Annotated in this window: 18 protein-coding genes; 14 read left to right on the top strand and 4 right to left on the bottom strand. The window is 41.5% G+C overall.

Going from position 1 to position 25,067, the window contains the following annotated elements; translation table 11 throughout:
* Positions 1–79 precede the first annotated feature (79 nt).
* Both AFM12_RS09780 and AFM12_RS09775 read left to right on the top strand, forming a co-directional pair.
* Positions 80–904: an N-acetylmuramoyl-L-alanine amidase family protein gene (locus AFM12_RS09780; RefSeq protein WP_082391264.1), complete on the top strand. Its 825-nt coding sequence runs from the start codon at positions 80–82 to the stop codon at positions 902–904.
* Between the two features lie 62 nt (positions 905–966).
* Positions 967–1,968, top strand: a complete 1,002-nt coding sequence (locus AFM12_RS09775) for a hypothetical protein (RefSeq protein ID WP_055147306.1) — start codon at positions 967–969, stop codon at positions 1,966–1,968.
* A gap of 2 nt (positions 1,969–1,970) precedes the next feature.
* Here AFM12_RS09775 and cysS read toward each other — a convergent pair whose 3' ends face one another.
* On the bottom strand, positions 1,971–3,458 hold the full coding sequence (gene cysS / locus AFM12_RS09770; RefSeq protein ID WP_055147303.1) for a cysteine--tRNA ligase: 1,488 nt from the start codon (positions 3,456–3,458) through the stop codon (positions 1,971–1,973).
* Positions 3,459–3,662: 204 nt separating this feature from the next.
* Between cysS and AFM12_RS09765 the strand changes: the two genes are divergently transcribed.
* The 3 genes from AFM12_RS09765 (at position 3,663) to porV (ending at position 8,790) form a co-directional block, all read left to right on the top strand.
* A complete protein-coding gene (locus tag AFM12_RS09765) occupies positions 3,663–4,271 on the top strand; it encodes a SprT-like domain-containing protein (RefSeq protein WP_229308484.1) in 609 nt (202 codons plus the stop codon).
* A gap of 9 nt (positions 4,272–4,280) precedes the next feature.
* Complete coding sequence (gene porU / locus AFM12_RS09760; RefSeq protein ID WP_055147297.1) at positions 4,281–7,577, top strand: type IX secretion system sortase PorU; 3,297 nt, start codon at positions 4,281–4,283, stop codon at positions 7,575–7,577.
* A gap of 64 nt (positions 7,578–7,641) precedes the next feature.
* Complete coding sequence (gene porV, locus AFM12_RS09755) at positions 7,642–8,790, top strand: type IX secretion system outer membrane channel protein PorV (protein ID WP_055147918.1); 1,149 nt, start codon at positions 7,642–7,644, stop codon at positions 8,788–8,790.
* Between the two features lie 47 nt (positions 8,791–8,837).
* On the opposite strand, the gene AFM12_RS09750 is transcribed toward porV, so the two are convergent.
* Entirely contained in the window at positions 8,838–9,320 is a 483-nt protein-coding gene (locus AFM12_RS09750; RefSeq protein WP_095533221.1) for a rhodanese-like domain-containing protein, read from the bottom strand.
* A 119-nt stretch (positions 9,321–9,439) separates the two neighbouring features.
* Between AFM12_RS09750 and AFM12_RS09745 the strand changes: the two genes are divergently transcribed.
* Both AFM12_RS09745 and AFM12_RS09740 read left to right on the top strand, forming a co-directional pair.
* Entirely contained in the window at positions 9,440–11,866 is a 2,427-nt protein-coding gene (locus AFM12_RS09745; RefSeq protein ID WP_055147291.1) for a penicillin acylase family protein, read from the top strand.
* Positions 11,863–12,213 carry a hypothetical protein gene (locus AFM12_RS09740; protein ID WP_055147288.1) on the top strand — a complete coding sequence of 117 codons (351 nt, stop codon included), beginning with the start codon at positions 11,863–11,865 and terminating at the stop codon, positions 12,211–12,213. The genes AFM12_RS09745 and AFM12_RS09740 overlap by 4 nt, the downstream gene beginning before the upstream one ends.
* A gap of 531 nt (positions 12,214–12,744) precedes the next feature.
* On the opposite strand, the gene AFM12_RS09735 is transcribed toward AFM12_RS09740, so the two are convergent.
* Positions 12,745–13,335, bottom strand: a complete 591-nt coding sequence (locus AFM12_RS09735) for a Crp/Fnr family transcriptional regulator (RefSeq protein ID WP_131458282.1) — start codon at positions 13,333–13,335, stop codon at positions 12,745–12,747.
* Positions 13,336–13,562: 227 nt separating this feature from the next.
* Here AFM12_RS09735 and AFM12_RS09730 point away from each other — a divergent pair, with 227 nt between their 5' ends.
* The gene (locus AFM12_RS09730; protein ID WP_055147282.1) at positions 13,563–14,159 is read left to right on the top strand and encodes an OmpH/Skp family outer membrane protein; all 597 of its coding nucleotides are present in this window, start codon (positions 13,563–13,565) and stop codon (positions 14,157–14,159) included.
* 179 nt (positions 14,160–14,338) lie between these two features.
* Entirely contained in the window at positions 14,339–16,633 is a 2,295-nt protein-coding gene (locus AFM12_RS09725) for a glycoside hydrolase family 3 protein (protein ID WP_055147279.1), read from the top strand.
* A 52-nt stretch (positions 16,634–16,685) separates the two neighbouring features.
* Here the strand turns inward: AFM12_RS09725 and AFM12_RS09720 are convergent, their stop codons facing one another.
* Positions 16,686–17,387, bottom strand: a complete 702-nt coding sequence (locus tag AFM12_RS09720; RefSeq protein WP_082391285.1) for an NUDIX hydrolase — start codon at positions 17,385–17,387, stop codon at positions 16,686–16,688.
* A gap of 87 nt (positions 17,388–17,474) precedes the next feature.
* Here AFM12_RS09720 and AFM12_RS09715 point away from each other — a divergent pair, with 87 nt between their 5' ends.
* The 5 genes from AFM12_RS09715 to AFM12_RS09695 all read left to right on the top strand — a co-directional run bounded on the left by AFM12_RS09715 (position 17,475) and on the right by AFM12_RS09695 (position 25,061).
* A complete protein-coding gene (locus tag AFM12_RS09715; protein WP_055147276.1) occupies positions 17,475–19,118 on the top strand; it encodes a carboxylesterase/lipase family protein in 1,644 nt (547 codons plus the stop codon).
* A gap of 26 nt (positions 19,119–19,144) precedes the next feature.
* Positions 19,145–20,758, top strand: a complete 1,614-nt coding sequence (locus tag AFM12_RS09710) for a carboxylesterase/lipase family protein (RefSeq protein WP_055147273.1) — start codon at positions 19,145–19,147, stop codon at positions 20,756–20,758.
* 207 nt (positions 20,759–20,965) lie between these two features.
* On the top strand, positions 20,966–22,780 hold the full coding sequence (gene typA / locus AFM12_RS09705; RefSeq protein ID WP_055147270.1) for a translational GTPase TypA: 1,815 nt from the start codon (positions 20,966–20,968) through the stop codon (positions 22,778–22,780).
* 147 nt (positions 22,781–22,927) lie between these two features.
* Positions 22,928–24,181: a glycosyltransferase family 4 protein gene (locus tag AFM12_RS09700; protein WP_055147267.1), complete on the top strand. Its 1,254-nt coding sequence runs from the start codon at positions 22,928–22,930 to the stop codon at positions 24,179–24,181.
* Positions 24,174–25,061, top strand: coding sequence for a glycosyltransferase family 2 protein (locus AFM12_RS09695; RefSeq protein WP_055147264.1), 888 nt, complete (start codon positions 24,174–24,176; stop codon positions 25,059–25,061). The genes AFM12_RS09700 and AFM12_RS09695 overlap by 8 nt, the downstream gene beginning before the upstream one ends.
* Positions 25,062–25,067: the final 6 nt, after the last annotated feature.

Raw genomic sequence — 25,067 nt, 5'->3', positions numbered from 1 at the left:
ATATAATAATGGTCTGGCTGACCTTTCAGCGGCCAAAATAAAAAGGGTAAAACCTGCTTTTCTAATAAACCGTAAAAAAATGAGAAAATTGTTTTCAACTGCCGTTGTGGTATGTGGGCTATTTGTGCTGTCTGCCTTTAACGACGATCCGAAATCTCCTGAAGCTTTACGATACGTTAACTACTCGATTTTTGGCAAAGACTACGCCAAAACACCAATATATGACTCTCAACTCAAAGGACACGTCTACTATATTGTTAGTGGCCATGGTGGGCCTGACCCCGGAGCCATGTTCAACAAAGACGGCAACTGGCTATGCGAGGATGAATACGCTTACGACGTTAGCCTGAGAATGGCCCGCAACCTGATTACACATGGTGCTAAGGTTTACATGGTCACTCGTGACGAAAATGACGGAATCCGAGATGAAGAATACCTTTCACCCGATAAAGATGAAACGGTTTGGGGTGGCTCAGGAATGCCATTAAACCAGAGAGCCCGCTTGCACCAAAGAAGTGAGGCCATCAATAAGCTTTATCATGAAAATAAGGCCAAAGGGTATGAGGTGCAGCGTACTATTATTACCCATGTAGACTCCCGTTATGAGGACCATAAAATAGACGTTTTCTTCTATTATAATCCCAAAAGCACCTCAGGCCAAAGCCTGGCCAATACGATGTACACAACTATCAAAAGTGAATACGACGAACATCAGAAAGGCCGTGGATATACGGGTGTGGTTAAATCAAGAGACTTGTGGATGTTACGGGAAACTATTCCGACTTCCGTTTATATCGAACTCGGTAATATTTCAAATTCCTTTGATCAGCGAAGGCTGTTAATCCCGAATAACCGACAGGCTATTGCAAACTGGCTGGCAGATGGAATCATCAAAGAAAGCTAGCTCTATGGCATACGGCAAGGTTTCACTACTTTTGCCCCGCATTTTTGAGTGACAACACCCTTATGACTGTAGCTTTTACCATCTGCTCCAATAATTATATCTCACAGGCAAAATCCCTGGCAGACTCATTGAGCCTGACTAACCCTGAGGTCAAATTTTACATTGGTTTAGCAGATGATTTCAGCGGAATACCTGAGAAATACCGTGAAACTTACTCAAACTGTAACCTGATTGAGGTCAAAGAGGTCAACATCCCGAATTTCAAGTGGATGGAGGAGAACTATGACATTATTGAGTTCAACACCTCAGTAAAGCCATTCTACTTTTCGCATTTGATGCAAAAACATCCGGAGGTCGAGAACTTCGTTTTCTTTGACCCGGACATTTACGTCTATAAAAGCATCTCAAACATTGAGAAGGCACTTCAAAGCAATAATATTGTTTTAACACCCCACCTCACTTCCCCTATTAAGGATAGCCGAAACGACTATTTCATTCACGAACATGATATTCTGAATCATGGAGTTTTCAATCTCGGTTTCGTAGCTATCAATAACTCTGACGAATCAAAACGGTTTATCAAATGGTGGGAAGAACGTCTTGCCACGCAATGCATCCACGACCTTTGCAACGGGCTTTTTGTAGATCAGCTTTGGTGTAATCTGGTTCCTTCGTACTTTGATAAGGTTTTGATTGACAAAGACCCGGGGATGAATATGGCCTACTGGAATCTTCAGGAAAGAACTATTTCAAAAGAAAGCGGTCAATACATAGTAAACGGAACAAATCCGCTGACATTCTTCCATTTCAGCACTTTCAATCCTGACATCACGGATAATATTGCGACAAAGCAAAACCGTTATAAACTCTCAGATCGGCCTGATTTGCAGCAACTTTATGCTGATTACGAGCAGAAAGTCAAGGCCAATCATTTTCAGGAATTAAAGAATATACCTTGTGTTTACGGAAAGCTGCTGGCAAAGCCCAAAACACCCAGCAAACTTGCCGTAAGTGTAGGTTTCCCGTTCAAAGTGATGGTAAACCTAATTGAGAAATACCTCTGATTTTACTCCTCCCAGGCCCAGTCGATTCGGTGTTTCAGGTCTTTGATCACCATTCCGTTGTCTTTAAAATAGGCTCTGATCTGGTCAATCTTATCAAACTGACGATTGGCTTTGTACTCTTTGTAGATTTCAAGCATTCCGTTCAAAACAGCGACATCGCTTCCGTTTTGTTCTTCCTGAAGACCAAGAACATCCTCAAAAAACAGAACATACTTTTCTTTCAGAGCATTAAAAGTGGTTTCGCCCAAAGCTGCGGCAGGCAGCTGATTCATGTAAATCATGTTGATGTATTTCAACATGGTAAACAAGTGAGCTATACCAACGGCCGTATTGAGATCATCACCCAGAGCATCATAAAAACCTTCAATGGCTTTTACCACATCGGTTTTCTTCTTCTCTTCTATCTCGGTCTCTGAGGATACAAATTCAAGTGTTTTTACAATTCTCAAACCATTGAGCAATCTTCTGAAAGCTTTTTGTGATCCCTTCAAGGCATCGTTTGAGAAATCAAGCGTACTCCTGTATTGCGATTGCAACATAAAGAAGCGAACCGTCATCGGGCTATATGGCTGATCCAGCAACTCGTGATCTCCGGCAAAAAGCTGAGCAGGCAAAAAGCTATTTCCAAGTGATTTTGACATTTTCTGCCCATTTACGGTCAACATATTGGTGTGCATCCAATACCGAACAGGATCTTTTCCTGTCAAACTGGAACCCTGTGCTATTTCACACTCGTGATGCGGAAATTTAAGATCCATACCTCCGCCATGAATATCAAACTGATCACCCAAATACTTGGTGCTCATGCAGGTACACTCTAGGTGCCAGCCCGGGAAACCCATTCCCCACGGGCTTGGCCACTGCATAATATGCTCGGGCGAAGCGTTCTTCCAGATAGCAAAATCAAGCGGATTACGCTTTTCAGATTGACCGTCAAGTTCGCGGGTTTCATTGAGGAGGTCCTCCAGAATTCTGCCGGAGAGTTTACCGTACGAACCACCCTTTTCATTGTATTTTTCAATATCAAAATAGACCGAACCCTTTGATTCATAAGCTAGTCCTTTCTCAATTAAATCTTTTACAGCCTCGATCTGCTCAATCATGTGACCGGTGGCTGTAGGCTCCACACTCGGCGGCAGAAAATTAAACTGTTCAAGCACCTGATGAAAGTCATTGGTGTATCGCTGTACCACCTCCATAGGCTCCAATTTTTCCAGTTTGGCGATCTTCCCGATTTTATCTTCACCCTCATCTCCATCACCAACCAGGTGGCCTACATCGGTGATATTTCTGACATATCTGACCTTATAACCAATGGTTCTAAGGTATCTGAAGAGCACATCAAAAGTGAGAAAAGTACGAACATTCCCGAGGTGAGCATTACTATAAACCGTGGGGCCACAGACGTACATTCCTACATATCCTTCGGTAACAGGCTCAAAAACTTCCTTTTTTCTAGTTAGTGTATTGAAAATCTTAAGTTCTCTCATTCAATGTGCTTAAATTCGCCACAAATCTATTCATTTGCATGGAAAAGGCCGAGATAAAAAGCGTATTCGGCATTTTAAAGTCAGAAGAATAAAACCTGACGCTGCTTTTCTGATTGAAAACCAATGTTGCGACTCAAAAAAATACTTTCCCGGCCCTTAAAGACAGCGAAACCAAGAAGTTCGAGTAACGGAAATGCATCTGCAGTGAAACTCACAGAGGTTCTCAAAACTCAGGTTCCGGAAAACGCTTTGGAGTATTGCGTAAACCTTTGGCAAGAGCACCCATTTTCATTTAAAATTACCCGTAGCCGAAATAGCTGCCTTGGCAATTACCGGTTTCAGAACGGCCACCACACCATCACCGTGAATCATGATCTGAATGTCTACAATTTCCTGGTCACCTATATCCACGAAGTAGCCCATCAACGGGTATTTATTTTTGATCGGAAAAAGAAAACCTTGCCCCATGGTGAGGAGTGGAAAAGTCGTTTCAGAGAATTGATGTTGCCACTTCTCAATGAAAAGGTTTTCCCGCCGGAAATTCTGATGCCTTTAAGTCTGCATATGCGAAACCCAAAGGCCTCCTCTACCCGCGATGCCCAGCTTATGAGAGCTTTCAGGGCATTTGATGAAAACCGAAAAGCGGCGGCCATTCATCTGGAGGATATTGAGCTTGGGCAATCTTTTGTCTTCAAAAAACGTATTTTCAAAAAGCTCGAAGCCAAAAGAACCCGGGCAGTTTGCATGGAAATTGCTTCAAAAAGAAAATATACGATTCCTCTGCTCGCAGAAATCACTCCTGTTGATCGTTAGATAACCGGCATGTCTAAAACTTCATTTCTGACGTACTGTTTTTTGTTTTTTGCCCTGAGCAGTTTTGGGCAGAAAAGCTATTTCAAAATCGCGATTGAGAAAGACGGCGTGTACAAAATTGACCGAAGCGTTCTCAAAGATTTCGGACTTTCATGGCGGCAGATTAATCCTCAAAACCTCAAATTCTACCACTCACCTCAAAAAATATTGCCTCAGCAAAACACTGAGCAGATAAACGTAGATTGGACTGAAATCCCTGTTTTTACAAATGATAACGACGGCTCTTTTGATAAAAACGACTATATCTTTTTTTATGCGGAAGGACCTGATGCTATTTTCCCCGAAGGGGATCAATTGCAACATAAACAGCACCCCTACTCTAAATACAGTTATATTCTAGCTGAAATTAGCGACTCTCCTTCCAAAAAAATCGAGAATTCAAATTCACAAGTGTCCAATACCCAAAAAGTAGAATCACTACACCATTTTGAGTTTTATGAGCCCGAGTTTATCAATCTCCTGAACTCAGGCCGTGAGTGGCTGGGCGACTACTTTTTCTCTGAGATTGACAAGTCCTTCAGCATACCAGGCCTCGACCTGACTGAGGATTTAAATGCCAACTTCAAGATTGTTAGCCAAACCTATGAAGATACTGATCTGAGCTTGTTCCAGAACGGAGAAGCCTTGGGTCAAATGCCACTTAGCCTCATCAATTACCGAAGAAACGATTATTATAAACGTTATAACCGGGCCGGAGAAATCAGTGAGAAAGCGTTTCAATTCACACCCGATTCTGAAAATCTCACTTTCACTTTTCAGCTACCTCAGGAGATTGATATTTCCTCAGGAGCCTATATTGATTACATTGAAATAAACGGAAAACGTAAACCGGGCTTCTACCCTGAGCAGCATCAGGCATGGTATTTTGGTGAGGGAAATTTTCAATTCGGACTCAATCTTTCTCAAACACAGCACGTTTGGGATATTTCTGATCCGGGAAATGTGTCCTCATTAAAAAGTGAGAATGGTCTGGTTTCAGTTGCTGCCAGCAATTCGCTTACCAAACTGGCCTTTTTTGATCTGGAGAACGTTTTTCAACCAAAGTCTATTGAAGAGATCACTATTGAACCTATACCCAATTCGGCTCCGGAATTACTGATTGTTTATCCTCAATATTTCAAAAAAGAAGCTCAATTGCTGGCGGACTACCGTAGCTCAAATGATGGCCTTGAAGTAGCGACGGCAGAGTTAGAATTGATTTACCATCAATATTCAGGAGGCAAAACCGACCCTACAGCCATTCGAAATTATTGTCGTGATCTCTGGAAACAGAACCCTGAAAAATTCAAATACCTGCTGCTCTTTGGCGACACCAATTTTGACCTAAAAAACAATAATGGCCTGAGCTATATTTTCCCAGATCGCCTCATTCCAACTTACGAAAGCAAGGAGTCACTGGAGCCCATTTACAGCTATTCGTCCGATGATTATTTCGGCTTTCTGGAAGATCACGAAGGTGAATGGCCCGAGGGATATTCAGTGAACGGAAGGTGGATTTCAAGTCGGTCCGACGATCATAGTCTTGATATTGCGGTAGGTCGCCTGCCAGTTAAAACAAAACTGGAAGCACAGCGATTGGCTGAGAAGCTGATGCACTACGACCAATCACATTATGAAAGAGAAACCTGGAAACGCAAAGTCGCTTTCGTGGCTGATGATGCAGATTTGAACATTCACCAACGAGACGCAGAGCAATTTTCAGACCTGGTAAAAGAGAACTATCCCGCCCTGCAGCCTCAAAAAATTTACTTGGATGCCTTTGCTCAAACTTCAACCGAGCTGGGTGAGCGATCAAAAGAAGCCAATGAGGCTTTTGAGAAGGTGATGAATAGCGGTGCCTTGATTGTCAATTTTAATGGCCATGGCTCTGAGGATGGCTGGACAGATGAAAAGCTACTCACCATTTCAGAAATAACGCAATGGCGAAATCTGGATAATATGCCCATTCTGTTTACGGCTACCTGTGAATTCGGACGGTATGATAATCCGGCCGTGGTTTCAGGAGCGGAACTTGCCTTACTTAACCCAAATGGTGGTTCTCCTGCCCTTTTAACTACAACAAGACCTGTCTTTTCAAGTACAAACTTTAAAATAAACGAAGCCTTTTATAAACAGCTCTTTGAACACCAAAGGCTTGGAGATGTTTTCAGAGAGACCAAGAACAATTCTATTCAAGGTGAAGTCAACCGTAATTTTTCGCTTTTGGGTGACCCTTCTATGCGAATTAATTTTCCTTCAGAAAAGATTGAGGTTTACAGTATCAATGGTGAAGCACCTGAGGACTTTATTCTGAAATCAGGAGAGGTGTATTCACTTATGGGTGGCACAGGGGACAAGACATTTTTTGGAACAGCTCTGATTTCTATTTTTGATAAGGCCGTTCAAAAAAGCACACTCGGCAATTCCGGCAATAGCAAAATGGGGTACACTGAGATTTCGAACCTTCTCTTTCAGGGAAAAGCCGAGGTTGTTAACGGAGAATTTCAAATTGACATTCGTCTAACTCAAAACATCGCTGAGGGCATGGATTATGGTCAAATCTATTTATATGCAGTAAACAAAAGCAATGGTCATCAGGCTATTGGTGGTTTTGATAAGGTCCTAATTAGTGATGAGAGGGAGCAGAATATAACTGACCACACACCTCCTGAAGTTACGATGAATTACAATCAGGAAACCGGAATTTTGACAATTCTTACTTTTGACGAAAGTGGAGTTAATGTAAGCTCCTTAACACCAGAGCATAACATTTCCTTATTCGTCAATGACACTATAGAGTACATCCTTAATGACGACTTTCAGGCCATAAACCTGACAGATGGTAAAATTGAGTTTTTTCTACCAAAACTGACTTCAAATCGCCCGAATACCATACAATTAAAAATTTCTGACATCTATAATAACCAAACTACCGAGGCGTTTACCATTACACCGGAGTCGGAGGAGTTTGAAACTGAGCTAACGAGAATATATCCGAATATTTCTGAGGACATTTTGAATATTTTATTCTCACATAATAAAGCTGGTGAAGAGCTTAATATTCGAATTTCAGTTTACGACCTGAATGGCAAAGAGTTATATTACGAGTTAACCGACTGCCGTGATTGCCCTGAAGAGCTTCGGTTTGGTATGAATCTTGATGAATTTTTAACAGCAAACGGCAAATATTTCGTTAAGATTGTAACTGGTTTAAATGGTCAAAAAGGGGAGTCTGTCGTTTCGGCTCCATTGTTATTTTGGAAGTAGACTTAAAAAGATGGTAAATTTGAGCCGTTCTGACGCACATAAAAGAAAAACCTTAAAACTAAGCATGAGAAACCGTCTCATTACCCTAATTACACTAAGCCTCTTAAGTGGCTCAGCTTTCTCTCAATCAATCACGAATAATTATCGCATTGTTTCTTCGGCGGTACCGTTCCTGACGATTTCACCTGATTCAAGAGCAGCTGCAATGGGTGATGCCGGTGTAGCCAGCACTCCGGATGTGAACTCGGTCTACTGGAATACCGCAAAACTTGCGGAAATAGACAATAATGCCGGTATTAACTTCTCATATGCTCCATGGCTCAGAGACCTTGTTGGTGATATGGGCTTGTTAAATACCTCAATGTACAAAAAGGTGGGTGATGGCAAAGCCGTGACGTTAGGCTTCACTTACTTTAATCAAGGTTTGATAGAGTTCACGACCAATACTGGTGCTTTTGCAGGAGATTTTCAATCGAGAGAATTTGCCCTTGCCGGTGGTTATGCTATGAAACTTGGACCAGATTTTTCGGCCGGTATTAATTTGAAATTTATCAATTCAAACCTTATCGGAAATCAGGCGGTAAACGGCCAGGTGAGTAAACCGGCGAAATCAGCTGCAGGTGATCTGAGCTTTTATTATCATAAAGACAGACCAACCGATGAGCTCAAGAAAACTGACGTGGCCTTTGGTTTAACCCTTAGTAATATTGGCGGTAAAGTAAATTACGGATTAGATAAGGAGTATTTCTTACCAATGAATCTGAAGTTTGGAACAGCGATAACCGTTAGACCGGACGAGAGCAACCAATTCAACTTCCTACTGGATTTCAACAAGCTGTTGGTTCCAACACCACAGGAAGATGGTACGTTGCCAAGATATGGAACTGTTGAAGCGATTTTCAAATCTTTTGGCGATGCTCCTGATGGTTTCGGAGAAGAAATGAGAGAATTTACAAGCTCGGTAGGTGCCGAGTATTTGTATCAAAAATTATTGGCGATCAGAGCTGGTTATTTCTTTGAGCCCATCTCAAAAGGTGGTCGTAAATATGTCACCATGGGTGCAGGCCTTAAATTGAAAGACCTTTACGGCCTTGATATTGCCTACCTTATCCCAACGACCTCTGGAAACCCATTGGCCAATACCTGGAGAATTACATTGAACTATAACATTCCTACAAAGAATATTAGCACTACATCAGTGAACGATTTGTAGAAAAGAATTACAAACAATTAAAAGGTCAGGCTTCAGCCTGACCTTTTTTATTCATAGACCTTCTCACCCTTATTGAGCCAGATCCCCCATTTCTTATTGTAAGCATGTACTTTTTGGGTAGGTTTTCCATCTGGTCCATAAACAGTATTCCCGGCATTGACCCATTCAAAAATACTTCCATAGAGGTTTTTGACGTTTTTGAAGCCAGCTTCCTGAAGTTTCTCTCCTATTTTTTCACTTCGCACACCTATAGAGCAGTAAATTACCACCTCCTTACTTTTATCCAGACTTTTTACTCTGGACAAGTTAAAGTCATCGTAACCTACCCACGTTGCGTTTTTTAGGTGACTGACATCAAACTCTTCTTTAGTTCGTGCATCCAGCAACGTCATTTTATTCAAGTCTTTTTTGGCCAGCTCTTTCACCGAAATGACAGGAACCGTCTCCTTGAGCATGCTTTTAAGTAGAAGATTGAAAGCACCGCTTTCTACCTGTGCCTGACAGGAAAAGAAGCTCATTGATAATGCCATAAGTAAAAGGGGCCTGAAAAGCATATTTGATCGTTTGGATAAAAAACGAGTTCGGCCGCAAAAAAGATTCAAAAGCTGTCTTTTTTAGTATTTTGCATACTTTACACCTCAATAACCTAATGAAATTTATAAAAGCACTCTGGCCTACCCTGGTCATGGCCATTCTTCTGTATCTCCTTGGCAGTTCAATTGGCTCTATCCCCCCTTTAGGAAAGCTCTTCAGCCCTTACACTGGTTTTTGGCAAAACGGCATCAATGCTGAAGAAAAAGTAATTAATCTGCCGGGAATTAAAGGCCCTGTCACGATCAAAATCGACGACAATCAGGTTCCTCATATTTTCGCAGAAAACAACCACGACCTGTACTATGCTCAGGGCTATCTGGTGGCGTCTGACCGCCTGTGGCAAATGGAATTTTATACCATGGTTTCTTCGGGAAGGCTAACAGAAATAGTTGGTGAACAAGCACTCGAATATGATCGATATAACCGTCGATCTGGAATGGCCAAAGCTGCTGCAGAAACCGTAGACAGATTAAATGAGGTGCCCACAGTAAAAGCAGAACTTGAAGCTTATGCCGAAGGGGTGAATGCTTACATCAATTCACTTTCTGACAAAGACCTGCCCGTCGAATACAAAATTCTCAATTATACCCCGGAGCAATGGTCTCCACTAAAAACCATGCTGATGTTTATGAATATGAGAAATCAGCTCAATGGGGGTAGCAGCGATTTCAGAATGACCCGTATGGCTCAAAAATATGGACTCGACGTTGTTAATGACCTTTTTCCTGATTTCATCAAAAGAGCCGATCCTATTATTCCCGTGGGAACGAAATGGAATTTTGAACCGCTAAAAATTCCAGAAATGCCAGACGAGATCATGGCTAGCCTGAATGTGGAAAACAAAGAACTTAGTTGGCAGGCTTCCCGGTCAGAGATTGGCAGCAATAATTGGGCAGTAGGGGGTGAAAAGTCGGCTACGGGCCTTCCAATTTTAAGTAATGACCCTCATTTAGGATTAACTCTTCCATCCATCTGGTATCAGGCTCAGCTGGTTGGTCCTGACGTCAACGTTTATGGAGCCTGCTTGCCAGGCGTGCCGGGAGTCATCATCGGTTTTAATAAAGATATTGCCTGGGGTGTAACCAATACAGGCCCTGATGTCCTTGATTTCTACAAAATCAAATTTAAGGATGCTTCAAAAAAGGAGTATTTGCATGAAGGTCAATGGAAGCCTGTAACATTGAGAGTTGAAAGCTTTAAACTAAAAAATGGCGAGGTTATTACTGATACTGTGCATTACACTCACCATGGCCCGGTTATCTATGAAGAAGATCTTGAAGATAATTTCAATAAAAACGTACCACCAGGCTTCGCTATGAAATGGATTACTCACGAAAGCCAGCCGACTGATCTTCTTTGTTTCCGGTCATTAAACAGGTCAAAAAACTATGACGACTATCGCAAGGCTTTGACTTATTATAACGCTCCGGCTCAAAACTTCATTTTTGCGAGTAATCAAAATGATATTGCCATTACACCAAATGGCAAATTTCCACTGAAATGGAATGAGCAAGGCAAATTTTTGCTCGACGGCACCAGGGCAGATCATGACTGGCAGGGCTTTATTCCGGCAGATCAGAATCCAACAGTCAAAAACCCACCAAGAGGTTTTGTGAGTTCCGCGAATCAATCATTGACTGATGAAACCTATCCATATTACATCGATTACGAATATGCTGACCCGTACAGAGGCACCAGGATAAATGACCGACTGAATGCAATGACCGGAGCTACAATTGATAGTTTAAGGTCAGTACAAAATGACAATTACAGTCTTATGGCCGAATGGTTCTTACCCAAAATGCTGGCCGTTGCTGACTTCCCAAATGAGCAAGTCAAAAGCCTATTGGAGCATTGGAATTTTATGAATGACCCTGACCTGGTGGCTCCATCCGTTTTTGAGACCTGGCATAATACCATGATGAAAATGATCTGGGATGATGAATTCCCGGAGGCCGAACGAATGACTTACCCTACTGATGACCGGACTCTGACCTTAATAGAGGAAGATCCTGAATCGGTCTATTTTGATAACATCAATACAAAAGATAAGAAGGAAACTTTCGCTGAAATTGCGACTCTTAGTTTGGAGAAGACCCTGGACTCGCTTTCAAAAAACTTTGGGGATATGTCCAACTGGAATTGGTCAAAGGTCAAAAATACCGGAATTAGACATCTTGTGCCGGCCTTTGAAGCATTTTCAGTCTTGAATATCAATATGGGTGGCGGCAAAACAATTGTCAATGCTACACAAGAGAAATGGGGACCCAGTTGGCGAATGGTCGTTCAATTGGATAAAGATTGGCCGGTTGCACATGGCCTCTATCCAGGGGGGCAAAGCGGAAACCCGGCGAGTAAGTTTTACGCAAACATGGTTCCTGCCTGGAGCAAAGGAGAGCTATATCCTTTGATTTATCTCAAAAGCAAAGAAGAAAACCATCAACAGATTATCAAAACTTTTAAAATCGATCCAAAGCCATGATATACCTTATAATACTCCTTTTTGGTGCCATTTTGTCTTTTCTGGGCCCTTGGTGGATTACCGCCATAGTCGCCTGGATCGTATGCCGTTGGAGAGCCAAAAATGCAAAACAAGCCATACTTCAATCAGCGGCGGCACTACTTACCCTTTGGCTGGGCATGGCCCTTTATTCTCATTTCAACAGTTCTGTAGACATGACAGAAAAAATGGCGGGTATATTAACCGGCAGCCCAAACGGAATTTCTTCCGCCATGAATCCGGTTTTGATTTTTGGCGTAACCGCATTTCTAGCTTTACTCGTAGGAGCAGTTTCGGGTTTTGCTGGTTACAGGCTCAGAAAAGTTTAGAAAACCTCATCCATTTGTTTTATTACAGCTCTGTAGAAGAGTTTTTTCATCTACTAAAAAGAGTATTTTGTAAAATTAACGAGCATGAGTAAATGAGCGTCAATTGTACTCTTAAAACCGAAATACGTACCAATCATAGAATTAATTGTCCGTTATTGTTCTCATATGGTTTCCTATCATAACCTAGGTGTACAAGAAAAATAACCTTAAGCAATCCTAATTATTGACATAAGTCAATTTTTTATCAGTCTTATTGTCATTTTTTTTAACAAGTCTTTATCACCCCCAATTATTACTATTTGCTCGATAGATTTTAAGCGACAGGATTCATATTTGTAATGTTCAATTATGAAAAAGATTCTTCTGTATTAAGAGCGAAAACCTTTTGAATGAACGGTTTCTGAATGAGAAGAAGTTGAAATATTAAACGCTTTGGAAAGTCTTTTCAATGTAAAAGGATTTTTCATTTTACTTTTTGAAACGTTAGAAGATTTGGAAGTTTTCCAAATCTTCTTTTTTTATCACAGTATATTAGAACTTTGACTTAGATCGAATCCGACTTAATGTACTGGAATTGATCCCCAGATAAGAAGCAATAAGTTTATCAGAGAGGCGACTACTTAGCTCAGGATGTTCTTTTACAAAATTTTCATAGCGGTCAATTGACCTGCGACTTTTCATAAAAATACTGATTCTCTGGTTTTGCCGGATTAGACAATCCCGCAAAACGAAGTTGATGAATTGTCTAAAATAAATCGGACTTCGTTCAAGCTCTCTCTCAATAGTTTCACGCTCTATAATATACGCCTTTACCGGTTCAATAATTTGTGTGTAACACTGTGCAGGTTTATTCTCAAATAAGCTATCCATAGAAAAATAAAAATCCCCCTCTCTCAGAAACTGAGTAGTGTTTGACTCTTCTAAACTATCCTCTTCCTGTATATAATAATACTCCCTTGCCAGACCCCTGCTTATGTAAAAAAGACGATTAGACATATCATTACACTGAATCATAAAGGAATGCTTCGGGTAACTAACAGATATAAAAAGTTCTGCAATTTCTTCAGCCATTTCCATACCCATTTTATAGCGATAGGCTATAGTATTCTTTAAAAGTTCCATGAAGTAAACATCTTTGAAATAGTGAGTAGTATTCAAAGTTAGGCATTCTAAAGTGGGATCAAAAATTATCCCATCTATAGCCTTAAAGGCCTCTGACAGGATTTCTTCGGTGCCACAGAGGTAGACTAACCATAATAAAACCGGAAAGTAGGAGGCAGATGAAACCAAGTCTCGAAAAAAGAATATATTTGCACCTCATTTTTGAGAAACTAACTAAAACGCATTAAATGAAGCAGTTAATCATGATTCTTTTTGCAGCCGCGACGTTGGTTGCCTGCAATCAGGAAGTTAAAGAAGGAACAGGCGGTCAATCTTCAGGAAGAATAGTTTATGTCAATACTGATACGCTTTTAAACAATTATGACCTGTATAAAGAGGTTGTAAAAGAATTCCAAAATCGTCAGTTTGCTCTTGAAAACGAGCTTCAGAAGAAATCAGAGTCTTTCCAGAATGAAGTGGCTTTGTTTCAGAGAAGAATTCAGGCAGGTGGGATGACTCAGCAGCAGGCTGAAACTACCCAGCAGCAGCTTCAGAAAAAAGAGCAGGACATTTTGATGTACCGTGATAACGCCGCTCAGGGACTTGCTACTGACCAGGCTCAAAGAACCGATGAAATTTTGACCAAAATTCAGGACTATCTTGAAAAGTACAATGCTGATGACCGGTATGATATGGTAATTGGTTACTCTAAAGGTGGTGGTGTACTTTACGCCAAAAGCAACCTTGAAATTACTCAGGAAGTATTGAAAGGTCTTAACGAAGAATACGCTGACTCTAAAGATGGTGATGATACCGCCGAGGCCGACAGCACCTCAGCCGAGTAAATCCCAAACAATCAGTAGATACTAAGCGGGTAGGTCAAACATTTGACTTACCCGCTTTTTTTTACCTCATCTAACGATGATATAATGAGATTCGTCTAAAAAATATGAGTCTTGTCAATCTGCAAACCGCTTTTGATGAATCAAATGTAATTTTACACCAAACCTAAAATTCTTAACCTATGAAAAATCTCTTGTTAGCTGTTTACGCAGCCATTTTTCTAATGACCCAGAACCTTATGGGCCAGAATATTCTGGATTTCCAAAATCAGGGATCCTATAATCTGATAGCTCAAAGTGGAGGACCTACCCTAGGCCTTAGTCCTGAAAGCGGTGTAAAAATTATTTCAAAAGATAACCTCCTGTTTAAAGACCTCAATAAAAACGGCGAACTTGACACTTACGAAGACTGGCGTTTACCAGTGAATCAAAGAGCAGCAGACCTTGCCACTAAACTAAGCATTGAGCAAATTGCCGGCCTGATGCTCTACTCTTCGCATCAATCTATACCAGCAAGATCCGGAGGTTACTTTGCGGGAACCTATAATGGAAAGCCCTATGAAGAAGGCGTAACTGACCCTACTTTGTTAACTGATCAACAAAAGAAATTCATCAAAGATGACAATCTGAGACACGTTCTTTTGACCACAGTCCAAAGTCCGGAAGTTGCGGCAAAATGGAATAATAACATGCAAGCCTATTGCGAGTCACTGGGTCTTGGAATTCCTGCCAATAATAGTTCAGACCCCCGTCACGGCACCATCGCAAATATGGAATATAATGCAGCTGCCGGTGGAAAAATATCGATGTGGCCCAGTTCACTTGGAATGGCCGCTACGTTTAATCCCGAACTATTGCGAAAATTCGGGACTATCGCCTCTAAGGAATACCGAGCTCTGGGCATTGCAACTGCTCTTTCACCACAAATAGACATGGCAACCGAACCTCGCTGGGCCCGTTTTGATGGCACCTTCGGTGAAAGCTCAAAACTAGCTGCAGCAATGGCTGAGGCCTATTGCGATGGCTTTCAAAACTCTGAAAACGGCTGGGGAATGAACAGTGTAAACGCCATGGTGAAACATTGGCCGGGTGGTGGATCAGGCGAAGCCGGGCGTGATGCTCATTATGGTGCAGGAAAATTCGCTGTTTATCCCGGAGGCAATTTTGAGGAACACAAAATACCCTTTACTGAGGGAGCCTTTATGCTAAAAGGTGAAACGAAAAAAGCAGCTGCGGTCATGCCTTATTATACCATTTCATGGAATATGACTTCTGAAAATATCGGGAACGGCTATAATGCAGAGATAGTCGCCAATATGCTTAGAAAAGAGCAAAATTATGATGGCGTATTGTGCACAGACTGGTCTGTTACCCACGACCATAACGTTCTGGATAATTTTATTGACGGAAAACCATGGGGTGTTGAAAGCCTGACAGAAGCTGAACGTCATTACCTCTGCCTTAAAGCCGGAATTGACCAGTTTGGCGGCAATAATGATATGAAACCAATTTTGGAAGCCTACCAAATGGGAATTGAGGAAATGGGAGAAGCCAAAATGAGAGCCCGCATGGAGGAGTCTGCAAGAAGACTACTAAAGAACATCATTCAGGTGGGTCTTTTTGAGAATCCGTATGTAAATCCTGAGGAAACCAAAGAAGAAGTTGGCAATCCGACCTACATGCAGGAGGGTTTCGAGGCTCAGTTGAAATCTGTTGTGATGCTGAAGAATAGTGGAAACGTTTTACCTCTTAAAAACAAGCCTATGGTTTATATGCCCAAAAGGCTAATTCCGGCTAGCGTTAACTTTTTAGGAATGAGAACTCCTGAACGTGAAGAATACACCATTGCCCCAACCCTACTTAGCAAATACTTTGACTTTACCGAGAACCCTGATGAGGCTGATTTTGCTATCGTGGCCATTAACAATCCTTCAACGGGAATTGGCTATGACAAGAGTGATCTTGAAAAAGGTGGAAACGGTTATTTCCCGATAAGTCTTCAGTACGATGAATACAAAGCAAAGTATGCCCGTAAGAAAAGTATTGCCGGTGGCGATCCTCTGGAAGATTTTACGAACCGAAGCTACCGTAATAAAACAGTAAAAGCCTCAAATTATATGGACGCTGATCTGGTCAAGAACACAAAAGAGAAAATGGGAGATAAACCTGTTATTCTTTCAGTGAAGACCGGAAACCCACTGATATTCTCCGAAATTGAAAAATATGCGGATGCCATTTTGGTTGATTTTGGTGTACAGTATCAGGCCATTCTTGAGATATTAGCAGGTAATGCAGAGCCTTCCGCTATGTTACCAATGCAAATGCCGGCTGATATGAAGACGGTAGAACTGCAATTTGAGGATGTGCCTTTTGATATGAATTGTTATAAAGATTCAGAAGGAAACACCTATGATTTCGGTTTTGGTCTTAACTGGAGCGGCAAAATTACTGATGGAAGGGCAGGGCTGTATCGCTAAATCCTTTCTTACTCGTCTGAAAAGTATTTCTTAATACTTTTCAGACGGGTTTTTAACTTTTGAAACTGTAGAGATATGGAGCCTTATGTGCGGCACCTGAAAATTGTTTTTCGTGTCTTACCAGACTTCCAAGGCTAAGCATTTTCCTCTGAAAAGCTCCACGGTGCAGCTTTTCACCCATTATAGCCTCATATACTTTCTGAAGCTGGTTCATGGTAAACTTTTCAGGTAAAAGATTAACACCTTCCAGCTTTCTATCCAGATTCTGTTTTAAAACCTCCAAAGCCTTCTCAACAATTTGGGTATGATCCTGAATTAAGGGAGGCAGATTGTCAATTTCATACCAGGTGCAGGAATCAGAAAGAGAATCTGGTGCCGGTGTAACCTCCTCAATATTAATCAAAGCATAATAGGCAACAGAAACCATTCGGTCTAAAATCCAACGAAGCGTTTCAATCTCCATATGGTTAGCCTTTAGAATTGTCTCCATTTCACCCGTCCGGTTTCTTTTGGCATTACCAAATGTGTAAAACTGCTCCAGATATATATTCTCAAGTCCCGTCCTTTCTTTCAGCCCGCGTTTTACGGCCTTGTCAAGGTCTTCTTCCAGATTGATAAATCCACCGGGAAGGGCAAAAAGTCCTGTGTTGTGATATTCCATCACCAGAATCTTCAAGGAATCTCCCGAAAAGCCAAAAATGACCGAATCGTATGCCAGATTATTAAGAAAAGTTTGATCGCCTATTTGCCCCACCCTTTTGAATTTTTCTGCAAAATAATAGGATTTTTTTAGAGAACAATTTATTATTGTACCATATTGAGACAATAGATATTTTCCCAAATGAAATTACAAAAATTAAAAGTAACGGCTTTTATTCTTACCGCCTTTACTTCCGCCCTTATGGCACAGAATAAAAACGGCTTCCCGGTTCAGGTGAGCATTGAAAACGGAACCATTGAAGGTAATTATGACACCAAAACGGGTGTTCAAAAATATTTCGGAATTCCGTTTGCACAACCGCCTCTTGGAGAATTAAGATGGAAAGCTCCACAGCCGGTCAAAAACTGGACAGGTGTCAAAATCACTAAAGAGTTTGGCCCAAGACCTGTGCAAAGACTAGTTTTTGGTGACATGAACTCCAGATCAAATGGAGTAAGTGAAGACTGTCTTTACCTTAATGTGTGGACACCCGTGAAAAGAGACACCAAAGGCCTGCCCGTTCTCGTCTATTTTTATGGAGGAGGAAACGTAGCAGGTGATGCCTCCGAACCTCGTTATGATGGCGAGGCCATGGCTCAACAAGGCATTGTGGTGGTTACTACAAATTACCGTCTGAATCTTTTCGGCAATTTGGCACACCCCGATTTATCAAAAGAATCACCGCAAAAGGCCTCTGGCAACTACGGGTCTCTTGACCAATTAGAAGCATTAAAATGGGTTCAAAAGAATATTGAGAGTTTTGGTGGCGACCCTTCGAAAGTAACCATCGCCGGTGAATCAGCAGGTTCAATAGGCGTAAGTACTCAAATGGCATCTCCATTGACCAAAGGTTTAATCGCCGGGGCAATCGGAGAAAGTGGTGCGGCCATCCCTCCAACTATGGCACCGGTTACATTGGCTGAAGCCGAAAAAAATGGTCAGGAGTTTGTGGAAAAGGCTGGCTTAGGCAGCATCGCAGAAATGAGAAAAATGAGCACCGCAGAATTATATGAAGCCTATACTGGTTCCGGCCGCTTTGGTTTCCCGTTAGTCATTGATGGGCACTTTCTTCCTAAATCTTTGACCGAAATCTTTGAAAGTCAGGAGCAATCAATGGTTCCTTTATTGGCTGGATGGAATTCGGCGGAAATACCAGGGGTGGCCTACATGCAGGGTCAACCCTATACAACCGAGGCCTTCATTGCTAAAACAAAGCAAATTTATCCGAATGATTTTGAAGAGGTTCTTAAACTTCATCCTCACAGTACCCCTGAAGAAGTGGAGTATTCTGCCACCATGTTGGCTGCTGATAGATTCATTTCTTACAGCACCTGGAAATGGCTTGATCTTCATAAAAACAATAGCAATCAGCCTGTTTACCGCTATTTGTACAGCAAGCTTCGTCCTCCTTTGAAAGAGGCTGGCTTTGTGCCGGGCTTAGCTGGTGGAACAGTAAGAGCAGAAAACGCACCGCCGGCTCCAAAAGCGGTTGGAGCTCCTCATGCCTGTGAAATTGAATATGCTATGGGCAACCTTGATCTTGTAAAGGAATACGCCTGGGGAGCTGATGATTATAAAGTCTCTAAAACCATGTTTAATTTCTTCGCCAATTTCATCAAAAGCGGAAATCCGAATGGCGAGGGTGTACCACAGTGGAACGCCATGCAAAAAGGTGACAATACCCCTGAATACATGAACATCGATGTAGAAAGTAAACCAGAGGAATCTCAAGTAGAAGCGAGATACCATTTCCATGACAGAGCCTACGGAAACGCCTCAAAATAAAATTTAAATCAACCTATAGAAAAATAATGAACTTAAGACGAGTAACCTTAACCCTGACGATGCTCACTGCTTGTATTTGGGCCTCAGCCCAGATACAATCCGGTGAGAATGTAGCAGTAACCTCAACTTCAAAAGGTAAAGTTAGAGGGTATATTCATAATAATATAGTTACCTATAAAGGTATCCCTTACGCCCACGCCGACCGCTTTGAAACTCCAAAACCGGTAGAAGCCTGGGAGGGTGTAAGAAGCTCGCTTACTTATGGTCCGGTGGCACCATTGCTTAACCCTACTACCTCTGTCAATGATGAAATCGAGTTTTTCTTCAATCACGATTGGGGCTACCCGAACGAGCATAATCAGGTTTTAAACGTTTGGACTCCGGGAATCAATGATGGCAAAAAACGCCCCGTAATGTTCTGGATTCACGGAGGTGGTTTTACCGCGGGTTCTTCTCAGGAGCTCCCCTCGTATGATGGTGAAAACCTGGCCAAAACCGGAGACGTTGTTGTTGTTTCCATCAATCACCGTTTGAATATTCTTGGCTTTCTTGACCTTTCCGCCTACGGCGAAAAATATGCAACATCTGCGAATAATAGTATTCTGGATATGCAAATGGCTCTTAAATGGGTGCAAGATAATATAGGGAACTTCGGAGGTGACCCAGGCAACGTGACTATTTTCGGTCAGTCTGGAGGTGGTGCTAAGGTGAATACTTTGATGGCTATGCCGGCAGCTCATGGCATGTTTCATAAAGCGATCAACCAGTCCGGAGCCATGAGAAGTGGTATTCTAGAGCAAAAAGACACTCAAATGATAGGTGCCGAAGTCTTGAAGGAACTTGGCATTTCGCCTTCTGAAGTTGACAAGATTCAGAAAGTACCTTTTGACCAATTAGCTGCCGCCGGCCAAAAAGCTCTGAGAACTGTTTCTGATAAAATGAAAGAAGAAGGTAGAGCTCCTACCAGTGCTTTTGGCCTGAATTGGGGACCTAGTGTAGATGGCAATGTACTACCTTACCAAGTTAACTCTGAGGAGGCTTTACAACTTTCAAAAGACATCCCTCTCATGATTGGTACCGTTAAAAATGAGTTTATTCCAAGTATGAGAAACGGTCTGACTCTTGCATCTGAAGCAGAAATAATGGCTCATATCAAAAAAACTTATGGAGACAAAGCTGACGCCTATCTTTCCGCTGTAAAAAAAGCGTATCCTACTGTTAATATGCCATCTGACCTTATCGATGCTGACTTCACGTTTCGTCCCGGATCTGTGGCTCAAGCGAATAAGAAATCTTCTGTAAAGGGTGGAGCTGACACCTTTATGTACCTTTTCACCTGGCAGTCACCCTACATGAATGGTAAATACAAGGCCATGCACTGTATAGAGCTGCCTTTTGTTTTCAACAATATTGACAGATGTAAAGAAATGACCGGGGGCGGGTTTGGGGCCCATATTCTGGCCGATAAAGTGAGTAAAGCGTGGGTTCAGTTCGCTAAAACCGGCAATCCAAATCATAGCGGATTACCCCATTGGCCTTCTTATAATGAAAGCAATGGCAATACCATGATATTTGACAATCACTGTGAAATAAGACAACACCACGACAAAGAACTTTTGGAATTAATGAGCTTGAATTGATGATTCAAGGGTTTAAGTTAAATGGAAAGGCCGGCTATGCCGGTCTTTTTTTTATTTGATAATCAAACTTTTAGCATGAGCCGAAGGCTAAAATTGCACTCATCCAAGAAAAACCAATCGGATGTAGTGATAAACAAAATATTCTTAGGGGCAGGCAGCTGTTCATCTTAGAAATGTCTAATTTTGCGGACTTTTTAAAATGCCTTTATGCAAGACATCAGAAACATCGCTATTATAGCTCACGTTGACCACGGTAAAACAACATTGGTTGACAAAATTATTCATGCCTCAAAGATCTTCAGAGAGAATCAGGAATTTCAGGATTTGATTCTGGACAATAACGATCTGGAACGTGAGCGTGGAATTACCATTGTTTCTAAAAACGTATCTGTACGTTATGGAAATACTAAAATCAACATTATCGACACACCTGGTCACGCCGATTTTGGTGGTGAAGTAGAGCGTGTGCTGAAAATGGCTGACGGTGTTATTCTTTTGGTTGATGCCTTCGAAGGCCCTATGCCTCAGACCCGCTTCGTTTTGGGCAAAGCCCTTTCCTTAGGTCTGAAGCCTATCGTTGTGGTAAACAAGGTAGACAAAGAGAATTGTCGCCCTGACGAAGTACATGAGATGGTGTTTGATTTGATGTTTAACCTTGAAGCTAACGATGATCAGTTAGATTTTCCTACGCTTTATGGTTCATCAAAACAAGGCTGGATGAGCGAAGATTGGCAAAAGCCAACTGACAATATAACTCCTTTGCTGGATGCTATCATTGAGCACATTCCAGCCTCAAAAGTAGAGGAAGGGACTTCTCAAATGCAGATCACCTCGTTGGACTACTCTTCTTTTGTGGGTAGAATTGCCATCGGCCGTGTAAAAAGAGGTAGTCTGAAAGAAGGACAGTCGGTAATGCTCTGCAAAGCAGACGGCAGCTTTAAAAGAAACAGAATTAAAGAACTTCATGTTTTTGAAGGGCTGGGTAAAAATAAAGTGGCTGAAGTACACTCTGGTGAACTTTGTGCTGTAACAGGTATAGAAGACTTTGAAATTGGTGATACCATTGCTGATGCTGAAAAGCCTGAAGCCCTACCAAGAATCGCTATTGATGAGCCTACCATGAACATGCTCTTCACTATCAATAACTCTCCATTCTTTGGTCAGGAAGGCAAATTCGTTACATCTCGCCATGTTCGTGATCGCTTGATTAAGGAAACTGAGAAAAACCTGGCTTTGAAAGTAGAGCAGGGTGACTCTGAAGATAAATTCATTGTATTTGGTCGTGGTATCCTTCACCTTTCTGTATTGATAGAAACGATGCGTCGTGAGGGTTACGAGTTAATGGTAGGTCAGCCTCAAGTAATTTTCAAAGAAGGTGAAAATGGAGAAAAACTTGAGCCAATTGAATCACTTGTAGTAGATGTTCCTGAAGAAACTGCCGGTAAGGTAATTGAATTAGTTACTCAAAGAAAAGGTGAAATGTTGATTATGGAGCCCAAAGGCGACCTTCAACACCTTGAGTTTGAAATTCCATCAAGAGGTCTGATTGGCTTGAGAAACAACGTTTTAACAGCGACCCAAGGTGAAGCCATCATGAACCACCGTTTCAAAGAGTATAAGCCTTTCAAAGGTTCTATCCCGGGAAGAATCAATGGTTCATTAATCTCAATGGGTACAGGACCAGCAATTGCTTACTCACTTGATAAACTTCAGGACAGAGGTAAATTCTTTGTGGATCCGGGCGAAGAAATCTACACGGGTATGGTAGTGGGTGAGCATAATCGTCAGAATGATATTGTGGTAAACCTTCAAACCTCTAAGAAGCTGACAAACATGCGTGCTTCAGGTTCTGATGATAATACTAAGATTGCACCTAAAATTCAGTTCTCACTTGAAGAATGTATGGAGTATATCCAGAAAGATGAGTACCTGGAAATTACTCCAAAATCACTCAGAATGCGTAAAATTTACCTCGACGAAAACGAGCGTAAACGCATGAGTAAAACAGCCGAAATGGCTTAAAATACACTCTGGTAGATTTTGCCTGATCTCAAAAAAATGGAATTAGGCAAAATCTATCAGAAAATGTAACTTTGGGTGTTTTGAGTACGACTAAAGCGTGTTCTTCCTAAATATCCAACCTTTGTTTGAATCCCAAAGGACAGGCCTATGAAAATTGCGATTGTTTCTATTGTTTTTCCTTATCCAATTGATAGCGGCGGAAGTGCCGGAACTTTCAATCTGATAGAATATTCCAGAAAGTTTCATGAGATAACCTTTATCTGCCCGAACGTTTCTGAAGAAAGAAAACAAAAGTTACAGGAGCTATGGCCAAATGTCAAAATCTTAACGACTCCTGCCAACAAGCCGGAATCATTTGCACTTAAGTTTTTTAAAACGGGTCTTGCTCTGAAGCAACGATTTACCGGTACAACTCCTGATTATTTCTACCCGAAAACTCATTTGGCTATCAATGACCTAAGCCGCTGTCATTATCCGGGACTCATCGAAATGATCAATCAGGAACTTGAAGAAAATCAATACGATTTACTTCAGGTAGAGTTTATAGATTTCGCTGGATTGGTTAATACCATAAAAGCAGATATCCCCAAGATTTTTATCCATCATGAGATTCGGTATCGACGTCTTCAAATGGAATACGACACCTTACGTGAAAAGTCTGATCGTGATATTTACCACATAGAAGCCACTAAGGCTCTTGAAATTAGCCTGCTCAATAAGTACGATAAAGTAGTTACGGTTTCCGATCAGGATGTCACTTATCTGGAAGAAGCAGGTGTGAAGAAAAAATTACTGTACTCTTCACCGAGCCCCATCAGCATCAAAAATCATGAGCTTAACAGTCCGTTCAAGTTCAAAAACAAAATCGTTTTCTTAGGTCCTGAAAACCACTACCCCAACCTTGACGGAGTCAATTGGTTCCTGGAAACAGCTTGGGACAAAATTTCAGCAAGTCATCCTGAAGTACAATTTCAAGTAGTTTCAAAGTGGTCAGAACCCTTCAAAAAACTACATGCTACACGAAAAAATATTGAGTTCCTGGGTTTCGTTGATGACCTGTCTGATGTTTTTGATGGTGCTATCTTGATTGTACCCATCCGTATTGTCAGCGGAATGCGAATGAAAATTCTTGAAGGAATTTCATGGAAAGTACCGATTGTTAGCACCAGCGACGGAGCAGAAGGACTTCCAATGAAAGATAGCCAAAACTGTATGATCGCTGACACTCCTGAAGAGTTTATAAGTAAGGTCAATCAGCTTATTGAGAATGAAGACCTGGCCAACAAGCTTCTTGAAAATTCACAGGGTATCACCCTTCAGGAGTATAAGTTTGAAAATTGCGGAGATAGGAGAAATAAAGTCTACGAACAATTCAACAAGCAGAAGGTTTTAGATGCCTGAAGTCAGTGTCATACTTCCCAATTTTAATCACGCCCAATACCTCAAAAGCAGAATAGAGAGTATTCTTACTCAATCCTTTCAGGATTTTGAACTTCTTATTTTTGATGATGCTTCTACGGATGAGAGTCTTGAAGTAATCAAAAGTTTTTCTGATAGCCCGAAGATCAAGTTAGTTGAAAGCAACCGGGAAAATTCAGGAAGCACTTTTATTCAGTGGTCAAAAGGATTTGAAAAAGCCGATGGAAAATACATTTGGATTGCTGAAAGTGATGATCTTGCCGATCCGAGATTTCTTGAGACACATCTGAATGTTTTTAAAGAAAACCCGGAAGTGGGTTTATCTTTCTCTGCTTCATCCTGGATTGATGAGAACGGTGAAATCATTCATCAGCCAAAGCACGAAAACAGCTTCAAAAAACCGGGCTTCGAGCTATTAAAAAACGAACTTGGGAAAGGCACTTTTATCTACAACGCCAGCTCATGTCTATTTAAAAAGGAACTGATACCATGGGAGAAACTGGATCAGATGATGAAATACAAATATTGCGGTGATTGGCTGTTCTGGATTGGGTTCGCTGAAAAGACAGTTTTCGCCAGAGATTCAAAAAGGCTGAACATGTTCAGGAGGCACAATCAAAATGTATCGTTTAAGTCAGAAACTGAGGGACTACAATTTTCTGAAGGTTTTCAGGTTTTGGGTTATCTGTTAGAAAAACATGAATTCTCATTCACTGAAAAATTCAAGCTTCTGCTCCATTGGACTCTGAAACTCCAAAAGAGTCATTTAAACAATAAACGCCAATTTCTGGCAGCTCTCCCTTTTCCTGCCCGATGGGCCTATGCACTTAGCTCAGTTTTAGTACTTTTGAAGCTCAGATAAAATTCA

This window comes from Jiulongibacter sediminis (genome assembly GCF_001306455.1).
Lineage (GTDB): Bacteria > Bacteroidota > Bacteroidia > Cytophagales > Spirosomataceae > Jiulongibacter > Jiulongibacter sediminis.
The sequence above is the reverse complement of the archived record's forward strand: the minus strand, read 5'-3'. Positions and strand labels throughout refer to the sequence as shown.

Bases quoted from the DNA above. Each gene is read 5' to 3' on its own strand.
- AFM12_RS09780 (WP_082391264.1), top strand. From the start codon at position 80: ATGAGAAAATTGTTTTCAACTGCCGTTGTGGTATGTGGGCTATTTGTG.
- AFM12_RS09775 (WP_055147306.1), top strand. From the start codon at position 967: ATGACTGTAGCTTTTACCATCTGCTCCAATAATTATATCTCACAGGCA.
- cysS (WP_055147303.1), bottom strand. From the start codon at position 3,458: ATGAGAGAACTTAAGATTTTCAATACACTAACTAGAAAAAAGGAAGTT.
- porU (WP_055147297.1), top strand. From the start codon at position 4,281: ATGTCTAAAACTTCATTTCTGACGTACTGTTTTTTGTTTTTTGCCCTG.
- porV (WP_055147918.1), top strand. From the start codon at position 7,642: ATGAGAAACCGTCTCATTACCCTAATTACACTAAGCCTCTTAAGTGGC.
- AFM12_RS09750 (WP_095533221.1), bottom strand. From the start codon at position 9,320: ATGGCATTATCAATGAGCTTCTTTTCCTGTCAGGCACAGGTAGAAAGC.
- AFM12_RS09745 (WP_055147291.1), top strand. From the start codon at position 9,440: ATGAAATTTATAAAAGCACTCTGGCCTACCCTGGTCATGGCCATTCTT.
- AFM12_RS09740 (WP_055147288.1), top strand. From the start codon at position 11,863: ATGATATACCTTATAATACTCCTTTTTGGTGCCATTTTGTCTTTTCTG.
- AFM12_RS09735 (WP_131458282.1), bottom strand. From the start codon at position 13,335: ATGGAACTTTTAAAGAATACTATAGCCTATCGCTATAAAATGGGTATG.
- AFM12_RS09730 (WP_055147282.1), top strand. From the start codon at position 13,563: ATGAAGCAGTTAATCATGATTCTTTTTGCAGCCGCGACGTTGGTTGCC.
- AFM12_RS09725 (WP_055147279.1), top strand. From the start codon at position 14,339: ATGAAAAATCTCTTGTTAGCTGTTTACGCAGCCATTTTTCTAATGACC.
- AFM12_RS09715 (WP_055147276.1), top strand. From the start codon at position 17,475: ATGAAATTACAAAAATTAAAAGTAACGGCTTTTATTCTTACCGCCTTT.
- AFM12_RS09710 (WP_055147273.1), top strand. From the start codon at position 19,145: ATGAACTTAAGACGAGTAACCTTAACCCTGACGATGCTCACTGCTTGT.
- typA (WP_055147270.1), top strand. From the start codon at position 20,966: ATGCAAGACATCAGAAACATCGCTATTATAGCTCACGTTGACCACGGT.
- AFM12_RS09700 (WP_055147267.1), top strand. From the start codon at position 22,928: ATGAAAATTGCGATTGTTTCTATTGTTTTTCCTTATCCAATTGATAGC.
- AFM12_RS09695 (WP_055147264.1), top strand. From the start codon at position 24,174: ATGCCTGAAGTCAGTGTCATACTTCCCAATTTTAATCACGCCCAATAC.